Annotated in this window: 23 protein-coding genes and 1 pseudogene; 14 read left to right on the forward strand and 10 right to left on the reverse strand. The window is 37.2% G+C overall.

All coding sequences use genetic code 11. The annotated features are described in order from the left end of the window. Entirely contained in the window at positions 1-879 is an 879-nt protein-coding gene (locus J4P91_RS20460; protein WP_207995620.1) for a helix-turn-helix domain-containing protein, read from the reverse strand. 85 nt (positions 880-964) lie between these two features. Between J4P91_RS20460 and J4P91_RS20465 the strand changes: the two genes are divergently transcribed. Next, positions 965-1,417, forward strand: coding sequence for a 2-thiouracil desulfurase family protein (locus J4P91_RS20465; RefSeq protein WP_207995621.1), 453 nt, complete (start codon positions 965-967; stop codon positions 1,415-1,417). Between the two features lie 27 nt (positions 1,418-1,444). Here J4P91_RS20465 and J4P91_RS20470 read toward each other — a convergent pair whose 3' ends face one another. The 5 genes and pseudogenes from J4P91_RS20470 to J4P91_RS20490 form a co-directional block, all read right to left on the reverse strand. Continuing rightward, positions 1,445-1,798: a YxeA family protein gene (locus tag J4P91_RS20470; RefSeq protein ID WP_207995622.1), complete on the reverse strand. Its 354-nt coding sequence runs from the start codon at positions 1,796-1,798 to the stop codon at positions 1,445-1,447. A gap of 143 nt (positions 1,799-1,941) precedes the next feature. Next, positions 1,942-2,295 (reverse strand): HesB/IscA family protein, encoded by a 354-nt coding sequence (locus J4P91_RS20475; protein WP_017150178.1) that lies wholly within the window; start codon positions 2,293-2,295, stop codon positions 1,942-1,944. A 41-nt stretch (positions 2,296-2,336) separates the two neighbouring features. Then, entirely contained in the window at positions 2,337-3,203 is an 867-nt protein-coding gene (dapF, locus tag J4P91_RS20480; protein WP_207995623.1) for a diaminopimelate epimerase, read from the reverse strand. Between the two features lie 179 nt (positions 3,204-3,382). Beyond that, positions 3,383-3,781: pseudogene (locus tag J4P91_RS20485) on the reverse strand (nucleoside transporter C-terminal domain-containing protein); the annotation flags it as partial. A gap of 117 nt (positions 3,782-3,898) precedes the next feature. Beyond that, complete coding sequence (locus J4P91_RS20490; protein ID WP_017150175.1) at positions 3,899-4,138, reverse strand: YuzB family protein; 240 nt, start codon at positions 4,136-4,138, stop codon at positions 3,899-3,901. 351 nt (positions 4,139-4,489) lie between these two features. Between J4P91_RS20490 and J4P91_RS20495 the strand changes: the two genes are divergently transcribed. From J4P91_RS20495 to J4P91_RS20515, 5 genes are all read left to right on the forward strand, one after another. Beyond that, positions 4,490-5,560 carry an NAD(P)/FAD-dependent oxidoreductase gene (locus J4P91_RS20495; protein ID WP_207995624.1) on the forward strand — a complete coding sequence of 357 codons (1,071 nt, stop codon included), beginning with the start codon at positions 4,490-4,492 and terminating at the stop codon, positions 5,558-5,560. 269 nt (positions 5,561-5,829) lie between these two features. After that, positions 5,830-6,489: an ABC transporter ATP-binding protein gene (locus tag J4P91_RS20500; RefSeq protein WP_017150173.1), complete on the forward strand. Its 660-nt coding sequence runs from the start codon at positions 5,830-5,832 to the stop codon at positions 6,487-6,489. Beyond that, the gene (locus tag J4P91_RS20505) at positions 6,473-7,261 is read left to right on the forward strand and encodes an ABC transporter permease (RefSeq protein ID WP_207995625.1); all 789 of its coding nucleotides are present in this window, start codon (positions 6,473-6,475) and stop codon (positions 7,259-7,261) included. Before J4P91_RS20500 ends, J4P91_RS20505 begins: the two co-directional genes overlap by 17 nt. Positions 7,262-7,333: 72 nt before the next feature. Then, entirely contained in the window at positions 7,334-7,597 is a 264-nt protein-coding gene (locus J4P91_RS20510; RefSeq protein WP_207995626.1) for a zinc ribbon domain-containing protein, read from the forward strand. Positions 7,598-7,731: 134 nt separating this feature from the next. Continuing rightward, positions 7,732-7,890, forward strand: a complete 159-nt coding sequence (locus J4P91_RS20515) for a YqbF domain-containing protein (RefSeq protein WP_017150170.1) — start codon at positions 7,732-7,734, stop codon at positions 7,888-7,890. A 261-nt stretch (positions 7,891-8,151) separates the two neighbouring features. On the opposite strand, the gene J4P91_RS20520 is transcribed toward J4P91_RS20515, so the two are convergent. Together J4P91_RS20520 and J4P91_RS20525 are read right to left on the reverse strand one after the other, a co-directional pair. Continuing rightward, positions 8,152-8,973 carry a nucleotidyltransferase domain-containing protein gene (locus J4P91_RS20520; protein WP_207995627.1) on the reverse strand — a complete coding sequence of 274 codons (822 nt, stop codon included), beginning with the start codon at positions 8,971-8,973 and terminating at the stop codon, positions 8,152-8,154. Between the two features lie 47 nt (positions 8,974-9,020). Beyond that, the gene (locus tag J4P91_RS20525; protein ID WP_017150168.1) at positions 9,021-9,329 is read right to left on the reverse strand and encodes a YuzD family protein; all 309 of its coding nucleotides are present in this window, start codon (positions 9,327-9,329) and stop codon (positions 9,021-9,023) included. A 207-nt stretch (positions 9,330-9,536) separates the two neighbouring features. Here J4P91_RS20525 and J4P91_RS20530 point away from each other — a divergent pair, with 207 nt between their 5' ends. Next, complete coding sequence (locus tag J4P91_RS20530) at positions 9,537-9,773, forward strand: NifU family protein (RefSeq protein ID WP_000431179.1); 237 nt, start codon at positions 9,537-9,539, stop codon at positions 9,771-9,773. A gap of 91 nt (positions 9,774-9,864) precedes the next feature. Here the strand turns inward: J4P91_RS20530 and yutH are convergent, their stop codons facing one another. Then, positions 9,865-10,866: a spore coat putative kinase YutH gene (yutH, locus tag J4P91_RS20535; protein WP_207995628.1), complete on the reverse strand. Its 1,002-nt coding sequence runs from the start codon at positions 10,864-10,866 to the stop codon at positions 9,865-9,867. Positions 10,867-10,989: 123 nt separating this feature from the next. Between yutH and J4P91_RS20540 the strand changes: the two genes are divergently transcribed. Then, positions 10,990-11,481, forward strand: a complete 492-nt coding sequence (locus tag J4P91_RS20540) for a phosphatidylglycerophosphatase A family protein (protein ID WP_017150166.1) — start codon at positions 10,990-10,992, stop codon at positions 11,479-11,481. A gap of 129 nt (positions 11,482-11,610) precedes the next feature. Next, positions 11,611-11,877, forward strand: a complete 267-nt coding sequence (locus tag J4P91_RS20545; RefSeq protein ID WP_207995629.1) for a hypothetical protein — start codon at positions 11,611-11,613, stop codon at positions 11,875-11,877. Positions 11,878-11,885: 8 nt separating this feature from the next. On the opposite strand, the gene J4P91_RS20550 is transcribed toward J4P91_RS20545, so the two are convergent. After that, the gene (locus tag J4P91_RS20550) at positions 11,886-12,371 is read right to left on the reverse strand and encodes a GNAT family N-acetyltransferase (RefSeq protein ID WP_207995630.1); all 486 of its coding nucleotides are present in this window, start codon (positions 12,369-12,371) and stop codon (positions 11,886-11,888) included. Positions 12,372-12,536: 165 nt separating this feature from the next. On the opposite strand from J4P91_RS20550, the gene J4P91_RS20555 reads away from it, so the two are divergent. The 5 genes from J4P91_RS20555 to J4P91_RS20575 all read left to right on the forward strand — a co-directional run bounded on the left by J4P91_RS20555 (position 12,537) and on the right by J4P91_RS20575 (position 18,612). Beyond that, positions 12,537-13,751 (forward strand): HpcH/HpaI aldolase/citrate lyase family protein, encoded by a 1,215-nt coding sequence (locus J4P91_RS20555; protein ID WP_207995631.1) that lies wholly within the window; start codon positions 12,537-12,539, stop codon positions 13,749-13,751. Further along, positions 13,678-15,036, forward strand: coding sequence for a phosphoribosyltransferase family protein (locus tag J4P91_RS20560; RefSeq protein WP_207995632.1), 1,359 nt, complete (start codon positions 13,678-13,680; stop codon positions 15,034-15,036). Before J4P91_RS20555 ends, J4P91_RS20560 begins: the two co-directional genes overlap by 74 nt. Positions 15,037-15,289: 253 nt before the next feature. Beyond that, entirely contained in the window at positions 15,290-16,573 is a 1,284-nt protein-coding gene (iscB, locus tag J4P91_RS20565) for an RNA-guided endonuclease IscB (RefSeq protein ID WP_207995633.1), read from the forward strand. 111 nt (positions 16,574-16,684) lie between these two features. Next, the gene (locus J4P91_RS20570) at positions 16,685-17,803 is read left to right on the forward strand and encodes a cysteine protease StiP family protein (RefSeq protein ID WP_207995634.1); all 1,119 of its coding nucleotides are present in this window, start codon (positions 16,685-16,687) and stop codon (positions 17,801-17,803) included. Continuing rightward, on the forward strand, positions 17,800-18,612 hold the full coding sequence (locus tag J4P91_RS20575) for an HAD family hydrolase (RefSeq protein ID WP_207995635.1): 813 nt from the start codon (positions 17,800-17,802) through the stop codon (positions 18,610-18,612). Before J4P91_RS20570 ends, J4P91_RS20575 begins: the two co-directional genes overlap by 4 nt. Positions 18,613-18,620 lie beyond the last annotated feature (8 nt).

Raw genomic sequence — 18,620 nt, forward strand, 5'->3', positions numbered from 1 at the left:
TTATACGCATGACTCTTTTTTAAATGGATCAAATAAATTCACCTTGGTGCTTCTTCTTATTGCTGCTCCCCACTCTAACTCAATATCTAGAAATAGATCTCGCATCGTACTATATAAAAGAGCCTTAACATCTTTACGAATTTCTCCTAACTTATACGCCCTGACGACACTTTTCACACGCCAAATGAGCTTTGCCTGCATGTCTTCATCATTCATTAACTGTTCCAAAAATACACCTTGTTCTAATAATCCACTCTTTTTATAAGCAAGTTCCACCTTACTCCAAAGCACATTAATCATTTGTGGATTTCGTGACATCGGTACAATCGCATGTATGAATTCAGCTGGAATATCATGACGACAATATGTTTCATCAAGCTCATACGTTATTCTATTCTTTTGTATTTGAGAATAGTTTTTAAAAAGAACTGTTTCCCTTTCTTCCCGCATATCTTCCTTCTTACATCCATCTACACTTGCTCTCTTTTCACATGCGGTCATTTCCATACGGTCATCCATGCGGTCAATAGCAGTTTTACGAAACACATACAAGTTTGCACTATATCCTCCGCGCTTATGTCTTTCTTTCGTAGGAATCCGCTCAATAATCCCAAGTTCCTCCAGTTTCGCAACAGAGCGCCGCACCGTACGAATGCTTTTTCCTATCTTAGCTGCGATCGTTGCCATTAACGGACAAGCAACTCCAACTGTTTTTTGCTTTTCATTAATCGCATATCTTCCTAACAAACGAATCACTAAAAAATCCGTTTTATTTATATCAGCTTGATAACGTACAAAAATTTGCTGTTGATACGTATTAAATTCTTCTTTACTTTGAAATTCGCTGTATGTTTTCATTAAATTATAGAAAGTTCCCATTTTTATCACCTCGTATATAAATAGAAACTTAAAAGCAAAATTGGCGTTGATTTCATCAATTTTTAATGAACTGAGGTAGAAAAATATGATTGTAATTAGTGCTTGTTTAGGCGGTATTGCCTGTCGTTACGATGGAAATGACAATCTAATCTCAAAGATAGAAGCGTTATTACAAAACGAAGAAGCTGTGTTAATCTGCCCAGAAGTATTAGGTGGATTACCAACCCCGCGCCCATCAGCGGAAATCATCGGCGGTAATGGAGACGATGTACTAGATGGCAAAGCAAAGGTAATGGATAAAGACGGAAACGATGTAACAGAAGCTTTTGTACAAGGAGCTTATAAAGCCTTGGAAGAAATAAAAAATTTGAATCCGGAATACATCATTTTGAAAGAACGAAGTCCGTCTTGCGGAAGTTCTACGATTTATACGGGAGAATTTAACGGAAACAAACAAGATGGTTATGGCGTAACAACAGCTTTATTTCGAAGACACGGTTTTACGGTAATTTCAGAAGAGGATTTTGAAAACAAATAAAGGAGTTGACCTACAAGGTCAACTCCTTTATTTCATACCTAATTTTTCTTTCACTTTTGCAGGAAGCTCGTCTTTCTTCACTTCTTCCCAGGATTTCACGCCTTTTTCCTCAGAATAATATACGCGTAAGAATGCGTCTTTACGAAGATTTTTGTTCGCTGTAAATTCCATTGTTTTTTCTTCACCGTCTTCATCGAATCCTGGTAATTTATACTCAAATATTTTAAATTTCTCGCCAGAATCTGATTTTGAAATTGTTTCTTTTCCATCAGCTTTAATTTGGACATAATATTTATCTGTTCCGAGACGGTTCAAGTTACAACCAACTAACATCGTAGCAAATACAACTAAAATACTAAAAAGTGCAATATATCGTTTCACATCATTCACCTCATATGTTTTTTATTATGTTATTATCATAGTCCTTTTTCATTTGAGGAGAAATTCAAAAACGTGACATGAACATTACACTTTTGTAAGATAATAAAAAATAACCTTCTCACTTATTCGTGAGAAGGTTATTTTTAGCACTCTTCCGGCTTACCAGCATTCGTCGCTGTACGGAAAGATGATCCACATCCGCACGATGCGATTGCATTCGGGTTATCGATTGTGAACCCGCCGCCAAGCATAGATTGCTTGTAATCAATTTTTACTCCTTTTACAATGGGAGCACTTTCTTTATCAATAACAAATTCAACACCGAAAAACTCAAGAACTGTGTCGTCTTCATTTGGTTCTCTTTCAAATCCTAAGCCGTAAGAAAGACCGCTACATCCACCGCCATGTACAGCAAGGCGAACGTATTTCTCTCCATCTTCAGCATCTTTTAACATATCTTTAATTTGATATGCTGCTTGTTCTGTTACATCAATCATGAAATCCACCTTCCTTTCTTCTCTCGTTCTATTATACATCTTTACGCTTCTATCTTGTACTCATACACTCCGCGGCAAATTACTTCCGCTGGACCTTTCATCATAACGTTCCCTTCTTCTGTCCAAGCAATCATTAAATCGCCGCCTGCTAAATGAACCGTAATTTCTTCACCGCGCTTCATTTTTTCATTTAATACTGCTGCCACAACTGCTGCACATGCTCCTGTTCCACAAGCCTGCGTTACACCTGATCCACGTTCCCAAACGCGGAAATTCATTTCATTGTCATTCACAATTTCAATGAATTCCACATTCACTCGTTCTGGGAACATTTCATGAGTCTCAAGTACCGGTCCTAGTGTTGTAAGCGGTGCTTCTTCCACATCATCAACAAAAATGACCGCATGCGGATTTCCCATTGACACACCTGTAAATATATAACGATGATTATTATATAGGAAGTCTTCACGAATAAATGGTGTTTCTCCTTCACCAAGCATTGGTAACTCTGCACGCGTTAAACGAGGTGCTCCCATATCAACTTTCACCAATGTAACGATATCGTCTTCTACCGTTACCTCAGCTGTTACAATTCCAGCTAATGTTTCAATAGTAAAAACAGTTTCTTCTACTAGTTTATGCTCATACGCATATTTCGCTACGCAGCGCAGTCCATTCCCGCAACTCTTTCCTTCTGAACCATCATTATTAAACATGCGCATTTTAACCGGTGCTACTTCAGATGGACAAATTAAAATCATCCCATCTGCCCCAATTCCAGTGTTAATATTCGAAACTTTTTCCGCCACAAGAGCTAGTTCTTCCTCTGGAATTTGTTCTTCAAACATATTTACATATATATAACTATTTCCAAGACCATGCATTTTTGTAAAAGAAAATTGGTTCATCCTCATTCACTCCAAAAAAAATTTGTTGTTTTAAGTATAAAATGCATGCTTTTGGAACACAATAAGAACGTCCCCCGTTTCTCATATTTGACAACATTTTGGCGGCTTCCCTATAGAAGTCGTTCTTACACAAGTTGTGTAAGAAAAAAGCCCTTCTAACAAAGGGCCTTTTTTTTATTTCATACAAACATCCCAGCAATTGCGGCACTTAACAAGTTAGCAAGTGTCTCGGCAATAATCGATTTCACTCCAAACTTTGCAATATCACTGCGACGCGTCGGCGCCATTCCACCTAATCCTCCAAGTAAAATGGCAACTGAAGATAAATTGGAAAATCCGCAAAGTGCAAATATAATCATCGCTGTTGTTTTCTCTGAAAGTTTTCTCATATGAGGAGCAAATTCAGTAAATGCTACAAACTCATTTAAAATTAACTTTTCTCCAATAAAACTTCCAGCTGTAATAGCTTCTGTCCACGGTACACCAATAACAAAAGCAAGCGGTGAAATCACTCTTCTATTATTTGAAAGTAAATATCCAATAAGAATAATAACGATAATTCCAGCTAGTCCCCAAATAATATCCATTCTGTCACCTCAAAGATTCCAATTCTTTGTTAGGATTTCCTCCGAAAGAATTTTTACTCTGTTGGAACAGATGACAAATGAAAAAGGTGCTGCTTATTTGCAGACACCTTAAAACATTGGATTTTCATCTAAGTAATCATATACGTTTTTCACAAGCTCTTCTACCGTTGCACCTTGTACGACTTCTCCGTTTACAAGTGCAAAAGGCCCTTCAAAACAAATACCACAATATCCTAGACAACCATACTCCATAACATCTAAATTCGGATCTTTTTCTAATTTTTCTAGCGCTGCTTGTGAACCACTTGCAAGGTTACCTACACAAAATTCAATTAATGGCTTAATCAAAACTATCCCCCCTGTATCTCTAAAAAATAAATCTATAATAAGAAAACTAAGCTGTTTCTTGTTGTTTTCATTACACTTGCTAAAATATTTAGTTGCTTCACTATTTCATTTCAAAGCAAAAGACCTTTTTTATTCAAAAATCCATTTCTATATAAATATGTTTTTTTCAAACAAATTGACAAAATGAAACAGTTTGCTTCACTTTTCTTCTTATTGTACAACAGAGTACACATTCATGCATTGTTATTTGTTCACAAATTCGATATAATTTGAGTGAGTAAAGTCAAAATATTTTTTCAATATATAATTATATGATTAGGGGATATTTCAACAGAAAAGGGGTAATCCATCATGAAACACCTCGTACTACTAGGTGGAGGCTACGGCGGGATGAGAATTCTACAGCGGCTTCTTCCAAACAATCAACTTCCAGATGATGTCCAAGTGACATTAATCGACAAAGTACCATACCACTGTTTTAAAACAGAATATTATGCATTAGTAGCGGGTACAATTTCAGAAACGCATATTCGCATTCCGTTTCCAGAACATCCGCGCCTCAACATTCAATATGGCACTGTGACGAATGTTGACCTCGAAAACAAAGCCGTTCATCTCGATAGTGGTGAAGAAATCCAGTATGATGATTTAATTATTGGACTTGGCTGTGAAGACAAGTATCATAACGTTCCAGGTGCAAAGGAAAATACACATAGCCTACAATCCATTGAACAAACTCGTAAAACATATGAACAATTAAACAGTTTAGAACCAAACGCAACGGTTGCAGTTGTCGGTGCTGGTTTAAGCGGCGTTGAAGTAGCAAGTGAACTTCGGGAAAGCCGTTCTGATTTAAAGATCTACTTATTTGATCGAAAAGATCGGATTCTATTCCCGTTTCCAGAAAAATTAAGTAGATATGTAGAAGAGTGGTTCGTAAAACATAATGTTACAATTATACGAAACTCTAACATTACGAAGGTAGAACCAAATATTGTGTACAACCATGACGAACCGCTTGAATGTGATGCAATCGTATGGACAGCTGGTATTCAAGCAAACGAAGTTGTACGAAACCTTCCAGTCGAGCAAGATAGTAGCGGACGGGTTATATTAACAAAATATCATAATATTCCGAATAATGAGCATGTTTATGTCGTAGGTGATTGCGCATCCTTACCACATGCACCATCTGCCCAACTTGCCGAAGGACAAGGCGAGCAAATTGTCCAAATATTATTGAAACGCTGGAATAATGAAACACTTCCTGATGAACTACCTGTTATTAAATTAAAAGGTGTTCTCGGTTCTCTTGGTAAGAAACACGGATTTGGATTATTAGCAAATCAACCATTAATGGGACGTGTACCTAGACTTTTAAAGTCCGGTATTCTTTGGATGTATAAATATCATAATGGCTAAGCAGAAGAACAAGAGCGGATTGCTCTTGTTTTTTTCTATTTCTCTCCTTTTTTGATACGATATGAATATATAAAGACAAATTGAAAAACCGACATAAAGCCTTTCCTTTTCATCCGGCCCTGCATAGAAGCGGTCATGGCCTTTCCCTGCTCCATACCATGTTAAAACAAAGTGAGCAAACGAGTGGAAATCCGCTTTTGTTTCCATAGCCGCGATTTATATGCTGGAAAATCAAAATGGATTTATATAGAACCAGAAAGGAGAAAATTATGTTTCTATTAAAAGACGTAACATATAAAGACATCTTACACATTCCTTACTTAGAGATTCACAAAGAAAATATCACCTGCATTATCGGTGAAAGCGGCAGCGGAAAAAGTACATTACTTCGCATGCTCAATGATCTACAATCACCAACAGCTGGCGAAATTGAATATAATGGGGCGCCTATTTCGTCTTATCCACCTATTCCATTACGCCGTGAAATTGTTATGCTAGGACAAACGCCTCCCATATTTGAGGGAACGGTAAAAGATAATCTGCTAATGGGACTTCGCTTTTCAGAGAAACCTTTTCCAACTGATGAATCATTACAAGAAGCCCTAGCAATTGTAAACTTAGAAAAAGATTTAACAAGTGTCGCCTCTTCATTATCTGGCGGCGAAAAACAAAGACTTTCCTTAGCACGCGTATTATTAATGGACCCGCCCGTTTATTTATTAGATGAGCCAACTTCTGCATTAGATGCTGATACAGAAAGGCGCGTCATGAAACAGTTTACTGCCATTGCGAAACAAAAAAAGAAAACAGTTATCTTTATTACCCATTCACAAAGGCTCCCAGAAGAAATCGCAGACGACATTATTGAAATTAGTAAAACCAAAGGTGCTATTAGAAGGGAAGTGCACGCACTTGAAGGGCGTTATTGAACTACAAATTTGGCAACTTGCTGCAGCATATATTTTCATTATCGTTTTAATCGGACTTGTAAAATTAAAAGGAATACCGCGCGAAAAACAAATTGCGATTGCTACATTCCGTATGACAATCCAGCTTGTACTTGTTGCATACGTACTTACATACATATTTGAAAATAGTAATCCATTTTATACAATCGCTATTATTACTTCTATTACCACATTCGCTATTTTTAACATTTATAAACGAGTAAATATACCTATGTCAAAAGAGTTAAAACGTGTGGCTGCACTCTCGATGATTGCGGGATCAATCGGGCCGCTCTTATTATTTATCTTTGTCATTATTGGACACGACCCTTGGTATGCTCCGCAGTATATCGTTCCAATCGCCGGAATGCTTATCGGAAACGCTATGACTGGTATATCTCTCGGTGCAAATACCTTCTTAAACAACATGAAATCAAGGCGTGAGCAAATTGAAGGCGCACTTATGCTTGGGGCAAATCCAAAGCAAGCAGCCGCTCCGCTTGTTAGAGACGCTTTTGATTCAGCTATTCTGCCAACCATTAATTCCATGGTAGGCATGGGAATTATTAGCCTCCCAGGTATGATGACAGGACAAATTTTATCAGGGATTTCACCGTTTACCGCTATTCAATATCAAATTGCTATTATACTTGGTATTTCCGGAAGTACAGCGTTTTCTGTCATCATCTTTTTACAGCTTGGGTATAAGACATTTTTTAATAAGCGATGTCAGTTGAAACAGATGGAGTCTTAAATGCTAATTGTGCTACTTAAGGAACCATACTATAATCATTAAGACTATACATATAACATAGAGGCGAATTTCATGAAAAAACATAAAAACTGCCAAAGCTGTGGCATGCCATTTTCAAAAGATGAAAAAGGTGGCGGAACAGAAAAAAATGGAGAAAAAAGTACGACTTATTGCAGTCATTGTTATAAAAATGGAGAATTCACTCTCCCACATATCACAGTAGATGAGATGAAACAGCTTGTTGAAAATAAAATTGTTTCATTTGGTTTCCCTAGATTTTTATCTAAATTCTTTACAAGAAGTATACATAAACTAGAGCGCTGGAAAAATATTTAATATAAAAAGAGTTCACATCCTATTGTGAACTCTTTTTATATTAAATATCTCCTTTTTGGTATCTCAATCCAATTTATGGATAACATAGTAATGAATCTTTAGATTTGTATCGTTCTATAACGGAGGTGTATGTGATGTATTATGTTAAATTAATTCAGGGACAATCCTTCTATGCTTTTGATCATCGCTTCTTATTAGATCAAGAAGAACAAGTCACACAAAGGATTTTTAAATACTTGTGCAAAAATGAATTTTTTGAAGTACGTAAAGATGAGAATAGTTCCACAGCATAATAATGAGTAGCTAAGTAGCGTGTACGTTAAGAACTAACAAATCCCTTTATCTACAAACCGACCTCTATAGTGCTACTACAGAGGTCATAATATTTTATCCCGCTATTCGAGGGCAGTAAGCCCCCGATTGGTGAAGGCTAATAATCAGTGAAGGATGAAGCCCCCACTGATTAACTTTTCACTTCATGGAGTTTCATTTAGAGTTTTTACGATTAATACCACGCATTTTCCTCAATATAAATTTGATACTCTTCTGCTTTTTTATCCTTCCCACTTCTTCCGGCACTCCTCAATCCCACTAAGCAAATACCTCTTCGTCATACCTGCCCGATTCCAAATGGACATCGTTCGTTTTGCTCCCTTATTATGGCGTATCCGCTCTACCTCTTGTAACAAAGGCTCCCATTTTCCAGAGGACGATTCCATCATATATTGTAATCCTTCATCCTTCGAGACAACCGTTTCATGCTCTAACGTATACAAAATACGTCCCATCGTTACAACAGCCGATTCCACCCACTCTTCAATAAGAAATAAGTATGGCCTCGCTGCTTTTTTACTCCAGTATTGTTCCACGTTATATTTCATTGTCTCTACAACTTTACTCCATGGAGCCTCAAAGGGAAGCTCACTTACTTCTTCTCCGATCACAGTAATTCCACGGTTCTTCAGTGTCCACCATGTCACAGCATTCACATCCCAGTGACCTACGTTAATCTTCCCATCAGCACAATATACATATTGCGGCATCTCCTGATTTTGTTTTCCTAAATTAGCAAGCGGAATATACATACCATCCATTCGTCTTCCTAAAGTATGATTGTTAAGTCTCTTATGTAGATTCATTATTTGTATTTTCTCAGCTGCACTAATCTCTTCTCTCGTTACCGTTACAAAATCAACATCGCTTGTATCTAAATGAAACGCACCTAAAGCAATTGAACCGTATACATATACACCAATTAACTTTTCATTCGAAAAAACGGCTTGCAATCCATTCACATATTGCTCCATCAAACTCTGTATTTCTTCTGGCAACTCATGTTTCACTACATATTCCCTCCTAAATGAAACAATCCACATATAAGAAAAGCCTTTGGAATGTTTCACTCATCACAAAGGCTTTTATATTATAAATATTTCTCGATTTCTTCGTATACGTCCTTCAAACGAGGATTTCCTTCTCCAACAATCTCTCCGTTTACAAGAACAACTGGATAAAATAAATCCTCCTCAATTACACGCTCTGCAAAAGCTTGCTTCTCAGCATCTTCTTGCTCTTCCTGAATATCAATGTATTCAAACTTGAATTTATCATCTTGTCCTTCATATTTGCGGCCAATCGCCGCTTGTAGCCATTCAAATGTTTCAGTCGAAGACGGCATTCCAACGCAGCTCGCACAAATTACTTTCGCCCCATATACTTGAACATTTACCATTACTTTTCCCCCATTTCCCTGTTCTAACAGTACATCTAGACGCCTTATCTTATAAGCACATCCCTTTACAAGTTCATTTCTTGTCCCTATACTGAAAAAACACGTTGTAAACATGATACAATATTTCGACAATAAAACAAGAACAGAAAAAATAGATTTTCCCCTGTATCTTGATTATAATAAAATGGATGAAAGGAGTCGATAAAAATGGAAAACCCAAATATGCAAGAACAAGTACTAGAAGTATTAGATAAATTACGCCCGTTCTTACTTCGTGATGGCGGTGACGTTGAGTTAGTAGATATTGAAGAGGGTATTGTAAAACTGCGTCTTATGGGTGCATGCGGTAGCTGCCCAAGTTCTACAATCACATTAAAAGCTGGTATCGAACGCGCACTACTTGAAGAAGTACCAGGCGTTATCGAAGTAGAACAAGTATTTTAATTTAAAAGCGGAAGCGGCTTGTTTAGAATCGCTGAAACTGGATAATTTATAAAAAAGAGACCATAATTGGTCTCTTTTTTATAAATTCCTATTAAGATAACCAATCCAACTTTCGAATCCCGAACTTATCAACAGGCAAACGAAGAAATTCATAGAAGTGTTTCATAAATTGCTCTGAACGGTTCACATCGTGTAAAATGTCTTCTAAGTGATCTCGGTACATACTCTTTTGTTCTTCATTTCCCGTCAGATAGTACTGTTCTACCGTTTCAAAGTAGCGAAGTGGAAAGAGAAGACGCGCAAATAGTAAACGCCAGCCGAAAGAAGAAAGTGTATAATTTTTCTCATAATCAGTTACAAACTGAAAAATTGTTTGTTCCCAATCTTGCTTCTTTTCCATCGATATATAGCGAATCCATTCCGCTAAATCCCTGCTTGGATGATCATATACCCAGTCGATAGGGATTTTTAATTTATTCGTTTGCTGCCATAATAAAGGTGTAAAGCGTTCTTGACAGATCGTTGCTGCATCAGCGAGCTGAGGTGTATCATCTATTTCTGTATCAACAACATATTGAATTGCATTTTCAGCAATGCCTAAATAGTATGGGAAAGACTCAATAAATAGTTGATCGAATACATCTGACGGCTGATTCATAAGTTGTGATTGCCAAAATTTCTCTAATTGATCAAGCCTTTTTTCCCATAATGACTTCCATTCACCGATGCGACTTAATTGTTCTATTTCTTCAGGAAAAAAGGCGCCTCGTTTATGGAATAAGGAAAGCTCGCTTCCTAACGAAGTAGCATGTCGATCAAGCAAACGCATACCTTTTAATAAGCAGTAGTTTTTTTCTTCTATCTCACTTACATAGTAACCGTGCACCGTCGGAACGAAAGTCGCAACAGTAATATCCCCTTGCTGGTTCATATAATCGCTTAACTTTTTCATTTCAACAAGTACATCTTCCTCCATATTCCCAATCGGAAGGAGTACATAAATTTTATTGCGAATCCAAAAGCTTTTATAGGGGCCAAGGGGGATTAATTCTTTGACATGCATTTGATAATGCTCATAAATATGCTGAATCATCATAGTCGCCACCTATGGTTTTTCTTTATATATATGAGCTTGTGCTCGACTTTCATTCCTATCTATGCACATGATACAGCAGCGAAACGTATACAAATAATAAAAAGAAAAAAAGGTGATAACATGAAAGAATCCAATCAACTACAAGAAAGAGCATTACAACTACTACAAGAACGTGGTGTAACAATCGATGATATTGCGGAGCTTGTTCATTTTCTTCAAAAGAAATACCATCCAAAATTAGAGATGTCAGAATGTCGTTACAACGTAGAACGTGTATTATCCAAACGCGAAGTACAAAATGCACTCATTACAGGAATCGAATTAGACGTCCTTACCGAAAAAGGAATGTTAAGCGAACCATTACAAGATATCGTAAAACGTGATGAAGGCTTATATGGAGTCGATGAAGTAATCGCACTTTCAATCGTAAACGTGTACGGCTCTATCGGTTTCACAAACTTTGGATATATCGATAAATTAAAACCGGGTATTTTAGAATATTTAAATGATAAATCATCTGGAAAGGTTCATACATTCCTTGATGATATTGTCGGAGCAATTGCTGCCGCTGCGTCTAGTCGCTTGGCGCATCGGGCTGAACATGCGGAATAAGGTAGAACCCTAAAAATAAGAACCCACCTCTTTACACAAAGAGGCGGGTTCTTTTGTTTACATAAATCGGAAACCGATATACAATTTATGTAAAATATTTTTGGATATTTAAAAAAGGAGTGTGTTCTGATGTCTAAAAAGCAAATCTTTTCTTGGCTTTCTCTCCTTTTCGCACTGGTTGCCTTCGTCACATTCTTTCTATGTCTCTCATGGACATGGCGCCTTACAGCTTCACTAGAAGCCACTATTATTACAAGTAGTATTTTATCTATCATTTTAGCACTCATTGGAGAAAAAGGGTTGGTTCGTGCAATAAGTGGAACATGCTCTATCGCCATACTCTCTTACATTATTTTTTTCGGTTATGTTATACGCTTAATTTGGACCGGTCCATAACACATTTGTTAACAACGACATTCACCTAAATCATACTCCATGAGCAGGAACTTTCTCCCCCTGCTCATAAACAAAACATTCTTTTGAAACCCAATATTCTCATACAATGTAATTGCCCTTTTATTAAAAACAGCAACGCTTAAACGGATTCTTTGAGGCCGAAACTCTTTTAAAGCAAATTGGAGGCCAACTTGAAAGAAAGATTTCCCCATTCCCTGTCCCGTTAGATCTGGCTTCATACCAAGCCCAATATCTACGGTATCTCCGCCTGTATATAACTTCGCATCCCTTCCTCCTGGAACTTGTGCGTTTTCTCCAAAACAAAAATATCCAATGAATTCTCCATGTTCATTACTGCAACCATAATATGTACCATCTAGCAGTTCTTCTATTGTTTCATCACTTCCTGAAAAGCTGTATAACGAATACGGTTCCTCATACTGCCATGTATTGATTTCTTTTGCTTCTGTCCTTGTTAGTTTATGTATATTCATCTTTCTTCTCCCTTTCTAAAAACGAATTACTAACAAAGTTCTACATGAATCCTGAAATTAACCTTCTATTTTTGAAAACTTTGTAAATTTTTAAAATACTAAATTGGAAAACTTTTGTTAGCGTGTTACGATTGGATTAACTATTTTAAATGAGGTGGTGACAACTTGAAGTATTTTTCCTACCTCCCTGTTGAAGAAAAGCAAAAACTTTTCTATCAGGAGCCTATTGAGTTTTCAAAAGACATGCCAAAAGAACAATTAGCTTATGCATTAGGAGCTACTCTATATACACCTGGAACAAAGAGAACTATTGCAGATGACATCGTTAGAAAAAAGCACGAAGGTACAACATCGATTGTACTTTGTTTAGAAGATTCCATTAGTGATGGAGAAGTGAAACTTGCCGAGCAAAACGTCGTCATACAAATGCAACTACTGGCTCATATGATTGATGTAAATAAATTTCTTCCATCAGATATACCACTTCTCTTTATTCGGATTCGTGAACCAAAACAAATGCGCTCACTCGTTCACGAACTAGGCAACGCCATTCATTGTATAAGCGGTTTTGTTTTTCCTAAGTTCACTCCAGCTAACGGAATGTCTTACATTCATGAACTATCGGATATAAACGAAACATATTCTCTTTCACTTTATGGGATGCCTATTTTAGAGTCTCCTGAAATTATTTATAAAGAAACTCGTATTGATGCGTTACTAGCAATTAAAGAAATCTTAGATTCTTACCGTGATTTTATTTTAAATGTCCGAATTGGTGCGACGGATTTTTCAGGTCTATTCGGCATTCGCCGTAACAAGGATACGACGATCTATGACATTTCTATTATTCGCGATTGTATTTCTGATATTATCAATATTTTTTCTAGAAAGGCAGATGAATATGTTATATCTGGACCGGTGTGGGAGTACTTCGGAAACACGCAGCGCGTACTAAAACCACAGCTCCGGCAAACACCGTTTCGTGAATCATTCGGAAGCGCTGGGCTTACAATGCGTGAGGATATGCTTCATCGCTATGAGGATGGATTAATTCATGAAGTCTTGCTCGATCAATCAAATGGATTGATTGGAAAAACGGTTATTCACCCTTCCCACATTAAACTTGTACAAGCCTTGCATGTTGTAACGTTAGAGGATTATTTAGATGCAAAAGCAATTTTTGAAGCTGCTCAGACATATAACGGCGTGATGAAAAGCAGCTTTTCTAACAAAATGAATGAAGTGAAGCCGCATTATAATTGGGCGCGTAAAACACTTCTGAAATCTAATATTTACGGGGTGCTACATGAACAACAAACTTTCATCGATCTCCTTACCGAAAAATCAAAACAAAACGTACACGTACCACATTTTAAATAAAATAACAGTTCATATAGATGTACGAGATAATCCATATTTATTATCGCCAGATCAGCTATTTCAAATGGCCGCAAGAATGAATAAGAAACGCGTTTTTTTATTTGTGAGTACCATTTTAGGGAAACACCTTCCCGTTCTACCTGCAACCTCTTTAGCTGGAGGATGCGCTCTTGCTGCAAGATATATGGAGGTATTGCAGCATACAAATCATCCATATCAAAAAGAAATTCTTAACCTGATTTCTTCTAAAGACAGTACCAATAATGAACTAGAGGCAATTCTCCAGTATCAATTCCCTCTAGAAAAAGAAGTTTTATTTATTGGATTTGCTGAAACAGCTACCGCATTAGGACACGCTATGTTTCAATGTTTTCAAAATGCACAATATGTTCATACAACAAGGGAGACAATCTCACAAATCGATTCCGTCATTACATTTGAAGAAGAACATTCTCATGCGACGTCTCATCGTTGCTATGTGGACAAAAGCTATTTCCAAAATGAACAGCCTATCGTCCTTGTGGATGACGAAATGACAACAGGAAAAACCGTACTTAATATCATCAGGTCCATTCAAGAAAAGTTTCCAAGAAAAGAATATATTGTTGCTTCTTTATTAGATTGGCGCTCAGATGCGCATCAAAAGCAATTTACAGAGCTTGAGCAAGAACTTGATATTACGATTCATGTGATTTCTCTATTAAGCGGTTCAATTGATGTAATTGGTAGTCCAGTTGCTACTTCCTATTCACATGATGAAACGGTTTATAAATTAATAGGATCCAAGATAGAAAAACATATCATTCCATGCCCTACTTTACCGTATACATCTCCCTGGCATAATGTCAGCTACATAAACTACACAGGGCGCTTTGGCATTTCATCCGATGATCAAAAGTATATCCACTCTTTTGCTAGAAAGATTGGTCATGATTTAAAGAAAAAGCGAAAAGGTCAACAGACACTCTGCTTAGGAACTGGCGAGTTTATGTATCTTCCAATGCGAATCGCAGCTGAAATGGGAGAAAACATTTCCTATCAATCAACAACACGCAGTCCGATTCATCCTTACACGGGTGATGTACAATACGCTATTCATAGTCGTTTTTCCTATGAAAGCCCTGAAGATAAAGCCGTTACAAATTATTTTTATAATATCCAGCCTGGGGACTACGATGAAGTCTTTCTTTTTATAGAACGTGATTTACAAGAAGATACTTTCCATCCCCTTCTTACACAATTACAAACCGTTATTCCGCTCATCCATATCGTTTCATGTCAATAACCCACCACTTATGACCTCTTGCGAGGTTCATTGAAGTGGAGGCTTGTAAAAGCCCTTATTGTCTAGCCTAAGTCTTCATGGACTACGTTATTATCGTTATCATACCCAAGAATGATTCCCTAGTTCTTGGCTCTATGTAGGCTCTGTAATAGTTCTGATTGGGAAGGAACGGTCAACCTAACGTGTAAGTCGGACTTACAAGCGATTATAACATTGGCGAAGGGAAATAAACTCCACAAGGAGGGAACACATTATGATTGTGTTCGTTATCAATAAGCATGGTGAAGCATTGATGCCATGTTCACAAAGAAAAGCTAGGATATTACTCAAAAGCAAAAAGGCAAAAATCATTAACTACAAGCCTTTCGTGATTCAGTTATTATATGGTAGCTATGGCTACAAACAACCTATCAAACTAGGAATCGATCTTGGCTCTAAACATATTGGGGTTGCCATTGTTAGTGAGGACAAGGTGTTAGCTAAAGGCGAAATCGCTTTGCGTGACGATGTGAAAGGCAACTTGGAATCAAAGAAAATCTATCGTAGAAGTAGACGGAATCGGAAAACTAGATACCGTAAGGCTCGTTTTCAAAATCGTACTTCAAGTAAAAAAGAGGGTTGGCTTCCTCCAAGTATTCAAAACCGAATAAATAATACATTTCGTTGGGTAGATGTGTTTAGAACTGTTTTGCCTAATCCCGCTTTGCACATAGAAGTTGGGAAGTTTGATGTGCAGAAGATGATGAATCCTTCAATCGAAGGAAAGGACTATCAACAAGGGCAAACCTTTTCTTATCACGATGTACGATATTTCGTTTTTGCGAGAGACAATTATACATGTCAAGTGTGTAAGAAAAAGAATAAAATACTAAACACTCATCACATCATATACAGAAGTCATGGAGGTTCTGACCGAGCAGATAACCTAATAACTGTTTGTGCGGATTGTCATACGCATGAAAATCACCAAGAGGGTAACGTTCTTTGGAAATGGATGCAAGAGGGAAAGAAACTTCCACAGTATAAGGAAACAGTATTCATGAACGTGATAAGAAGAAAAGTATATAACCAATATCCTGATTATCATGTTACGTATGGTAGCGTAACAACACCCCACAGAAAAGAACTTGGATTGGAAAAGTCGCATTATAATGATGCCATCGCCATTAGTGGAATTTCTGCCGTTCGTTCCAACCCGTCTACCATGTTTAAGATTGTTCAGTTTCGGAAGAAAAAACGAAGCTTACACGAAGCAACCGCAAGAAAAGGCAGAAAGCAAAAGAATATCACTTCTAAAAGAAATGAGAAAAACACGAAACAAGTAGGGGATTGGTGTTTGAATGACCAAGTACGTCTATTTGGAAAAGTGGGTTGGATAAGCGGATTCAGCGGAAAAAGTGCTTATGTCAAGGATATTAACGGAAACTATGTAACCATCCCCAGAAAAACATACAAACAGGTAAGTCTTTCAAAACTTGAACGAATTTGTCGAAACAATAATTGGCAATACCAAGAACTTTCGGCTTACGCCGACTGAAATTCATCTCCCATCTAAAAACTGGGGCTTATGCCCCTTCTCGTTTTTTGAGGAAGGAGACTTCTTTCAGAAATAAGTTAAAAGCTTAGTAGAAAGCGAGGGTGAAGAAATATGACCAGGGCCAAAACATTACAGCTTATCGGTAGTTATGCGAAAGAGGATGTTATTTTTCTATTAAAAGATATTAGTGATGTCATAGAAGAAAGGGCAACAGAAGAAAGAGAACAAGCAATTCAATCGGGCACACATTACTCTGAAATGCTTCCAATTGAATATAAGCCATCTAAACCTTATATGGATTTATTTTTTGCTTCACTCGAGCAATACAAACGTAAGCTAGCCATTGCAGCCGGTGTAGTAGCCGAGCAAATTATAAAGACGAAAGGAAAGAATCTTGTTCTCGTTTCGCTAGCAAGAGCCGGTACACCAATTGGCGTTTTAATAAAACGATATATTCGTTATCAATATAATCTTGACTTGCCACATTATTGTGTTTCTATTATTCGGGGGCGTGGCATTGATGAAAATGCACTTCATTATATTTTGCAGCACCATCCAAATCAAACCATTCAGTTCATTGATGGCTGGACTGGAAAAGGTGCGATAAAAAAAGAACTACGCCAATCTGTGCATACATTTAACGAAAAGAATCATGAATATATCTCAGACTGCATGGCCGTACTTGCTGATCCTGGCTATTGTACTTCTATATATGGAACACGAGAGGATTACCTCATTCCAAGCGCATGTTTAAACGCGACCGTATCAGGATTAATCAGTCGCACAGTTTTAAATGAAACTTATATTGGTCCAAATGATTTTCACGGCGCCAAATATTATAGAGAACTAGAAACAGAAGATTTATCTAACCTCTTTATCGAAGAAATCACAGCACTATTCCCTTCCATTAGCACTGACGTAACAAAGCAACTAGAGCACGTTATCGCTACCTATACAGAACCATCTTGGCAAGGGCTGCAAGACATCACGTCTATTCAAAAGCATTTTGGAATAGAAAATATAAATTTAATTAAACCAGGAGTTGGAGAAACAACGCGGGTTTTACTAAGACGAGTACCATGGAAAATTTTAATCCGTGACGAAAACAATCCAGACCTAAAACACATTTTACTTCTTGCAAAAGAAAAAAACGTACCAGTAGAACTCTATAAAGATATGACATACTCGTGCTGTGGCCTAATCAAACCTCTTGGGAGGAAACCTTCATGATTTTTGCAAGTGACCTTGATCAAACGCTTATATATTCACGTAAAGCATTTCGTACTTCTATAGAAGATGAACACATTCAACTTATCGAGACGTTAGACGGTAAAGAGATCTCTTTTATTACACACAAAACCATCTCTTTATTAAAAGAACTACAATTACAAGCACAATTCATCCCAGTTACAACACGAACAATAGAACAGTTTCAACGCATCACACTATTTCAAACAGAAGTCATTCCGGAATATGCAATTACGAGCAATGGCGGCAATATTCTTCACAATGGCAAACAAGATAGCACTTGGAAGAATATACAAACAAAGCGCTTAGCAGCATGCATGGAGAAAGAAGACATTCTAACAGAATTTCAAAATATCTCTCATGAAGAATGGGTCACTTCACAAAAAACTGCGGATGATTTATTTCACTACTGCATCATTAAGCGTGACAATATTCCATACGACGAATTACATTCATTCACCACTTGGCTCGATAAACAAGGATGGAATCACTCACTGCAAGGCAGAAAATTATATTTTGTGCCAAAGCCTGTGAACAAATGGGATGCTGTCCAGTATGTACAAGAAAAACTCCAGGCAAAAACCGTAATTACTGCTGGAGATTCCTTACTTGATCTATGCATGTTAGAAAGGGCTAATCATGCAATTGCCCCTCTTCACGGTGAACTTGAAACAAAACAAAGAAGTTTATTACCTCACATTGTAAGAACAAATGAAATTGGTATATATGCAGCGGAGGAAATTGTCAGTACAGCCCTTAAACTTATTCACACCTCTCTTCCTACTGCCTAAATTGATAA

Source organism: Bacillus sp. XF8, from assembly GCF_017498755.1.
GTDB classification, from domain to species: domain Bacteria; phylum Bacillota; class Bacilli; order Bacillales; family Bacillaceae_G; genus Bacillus_A; species Bacillus_A bingmayongensis.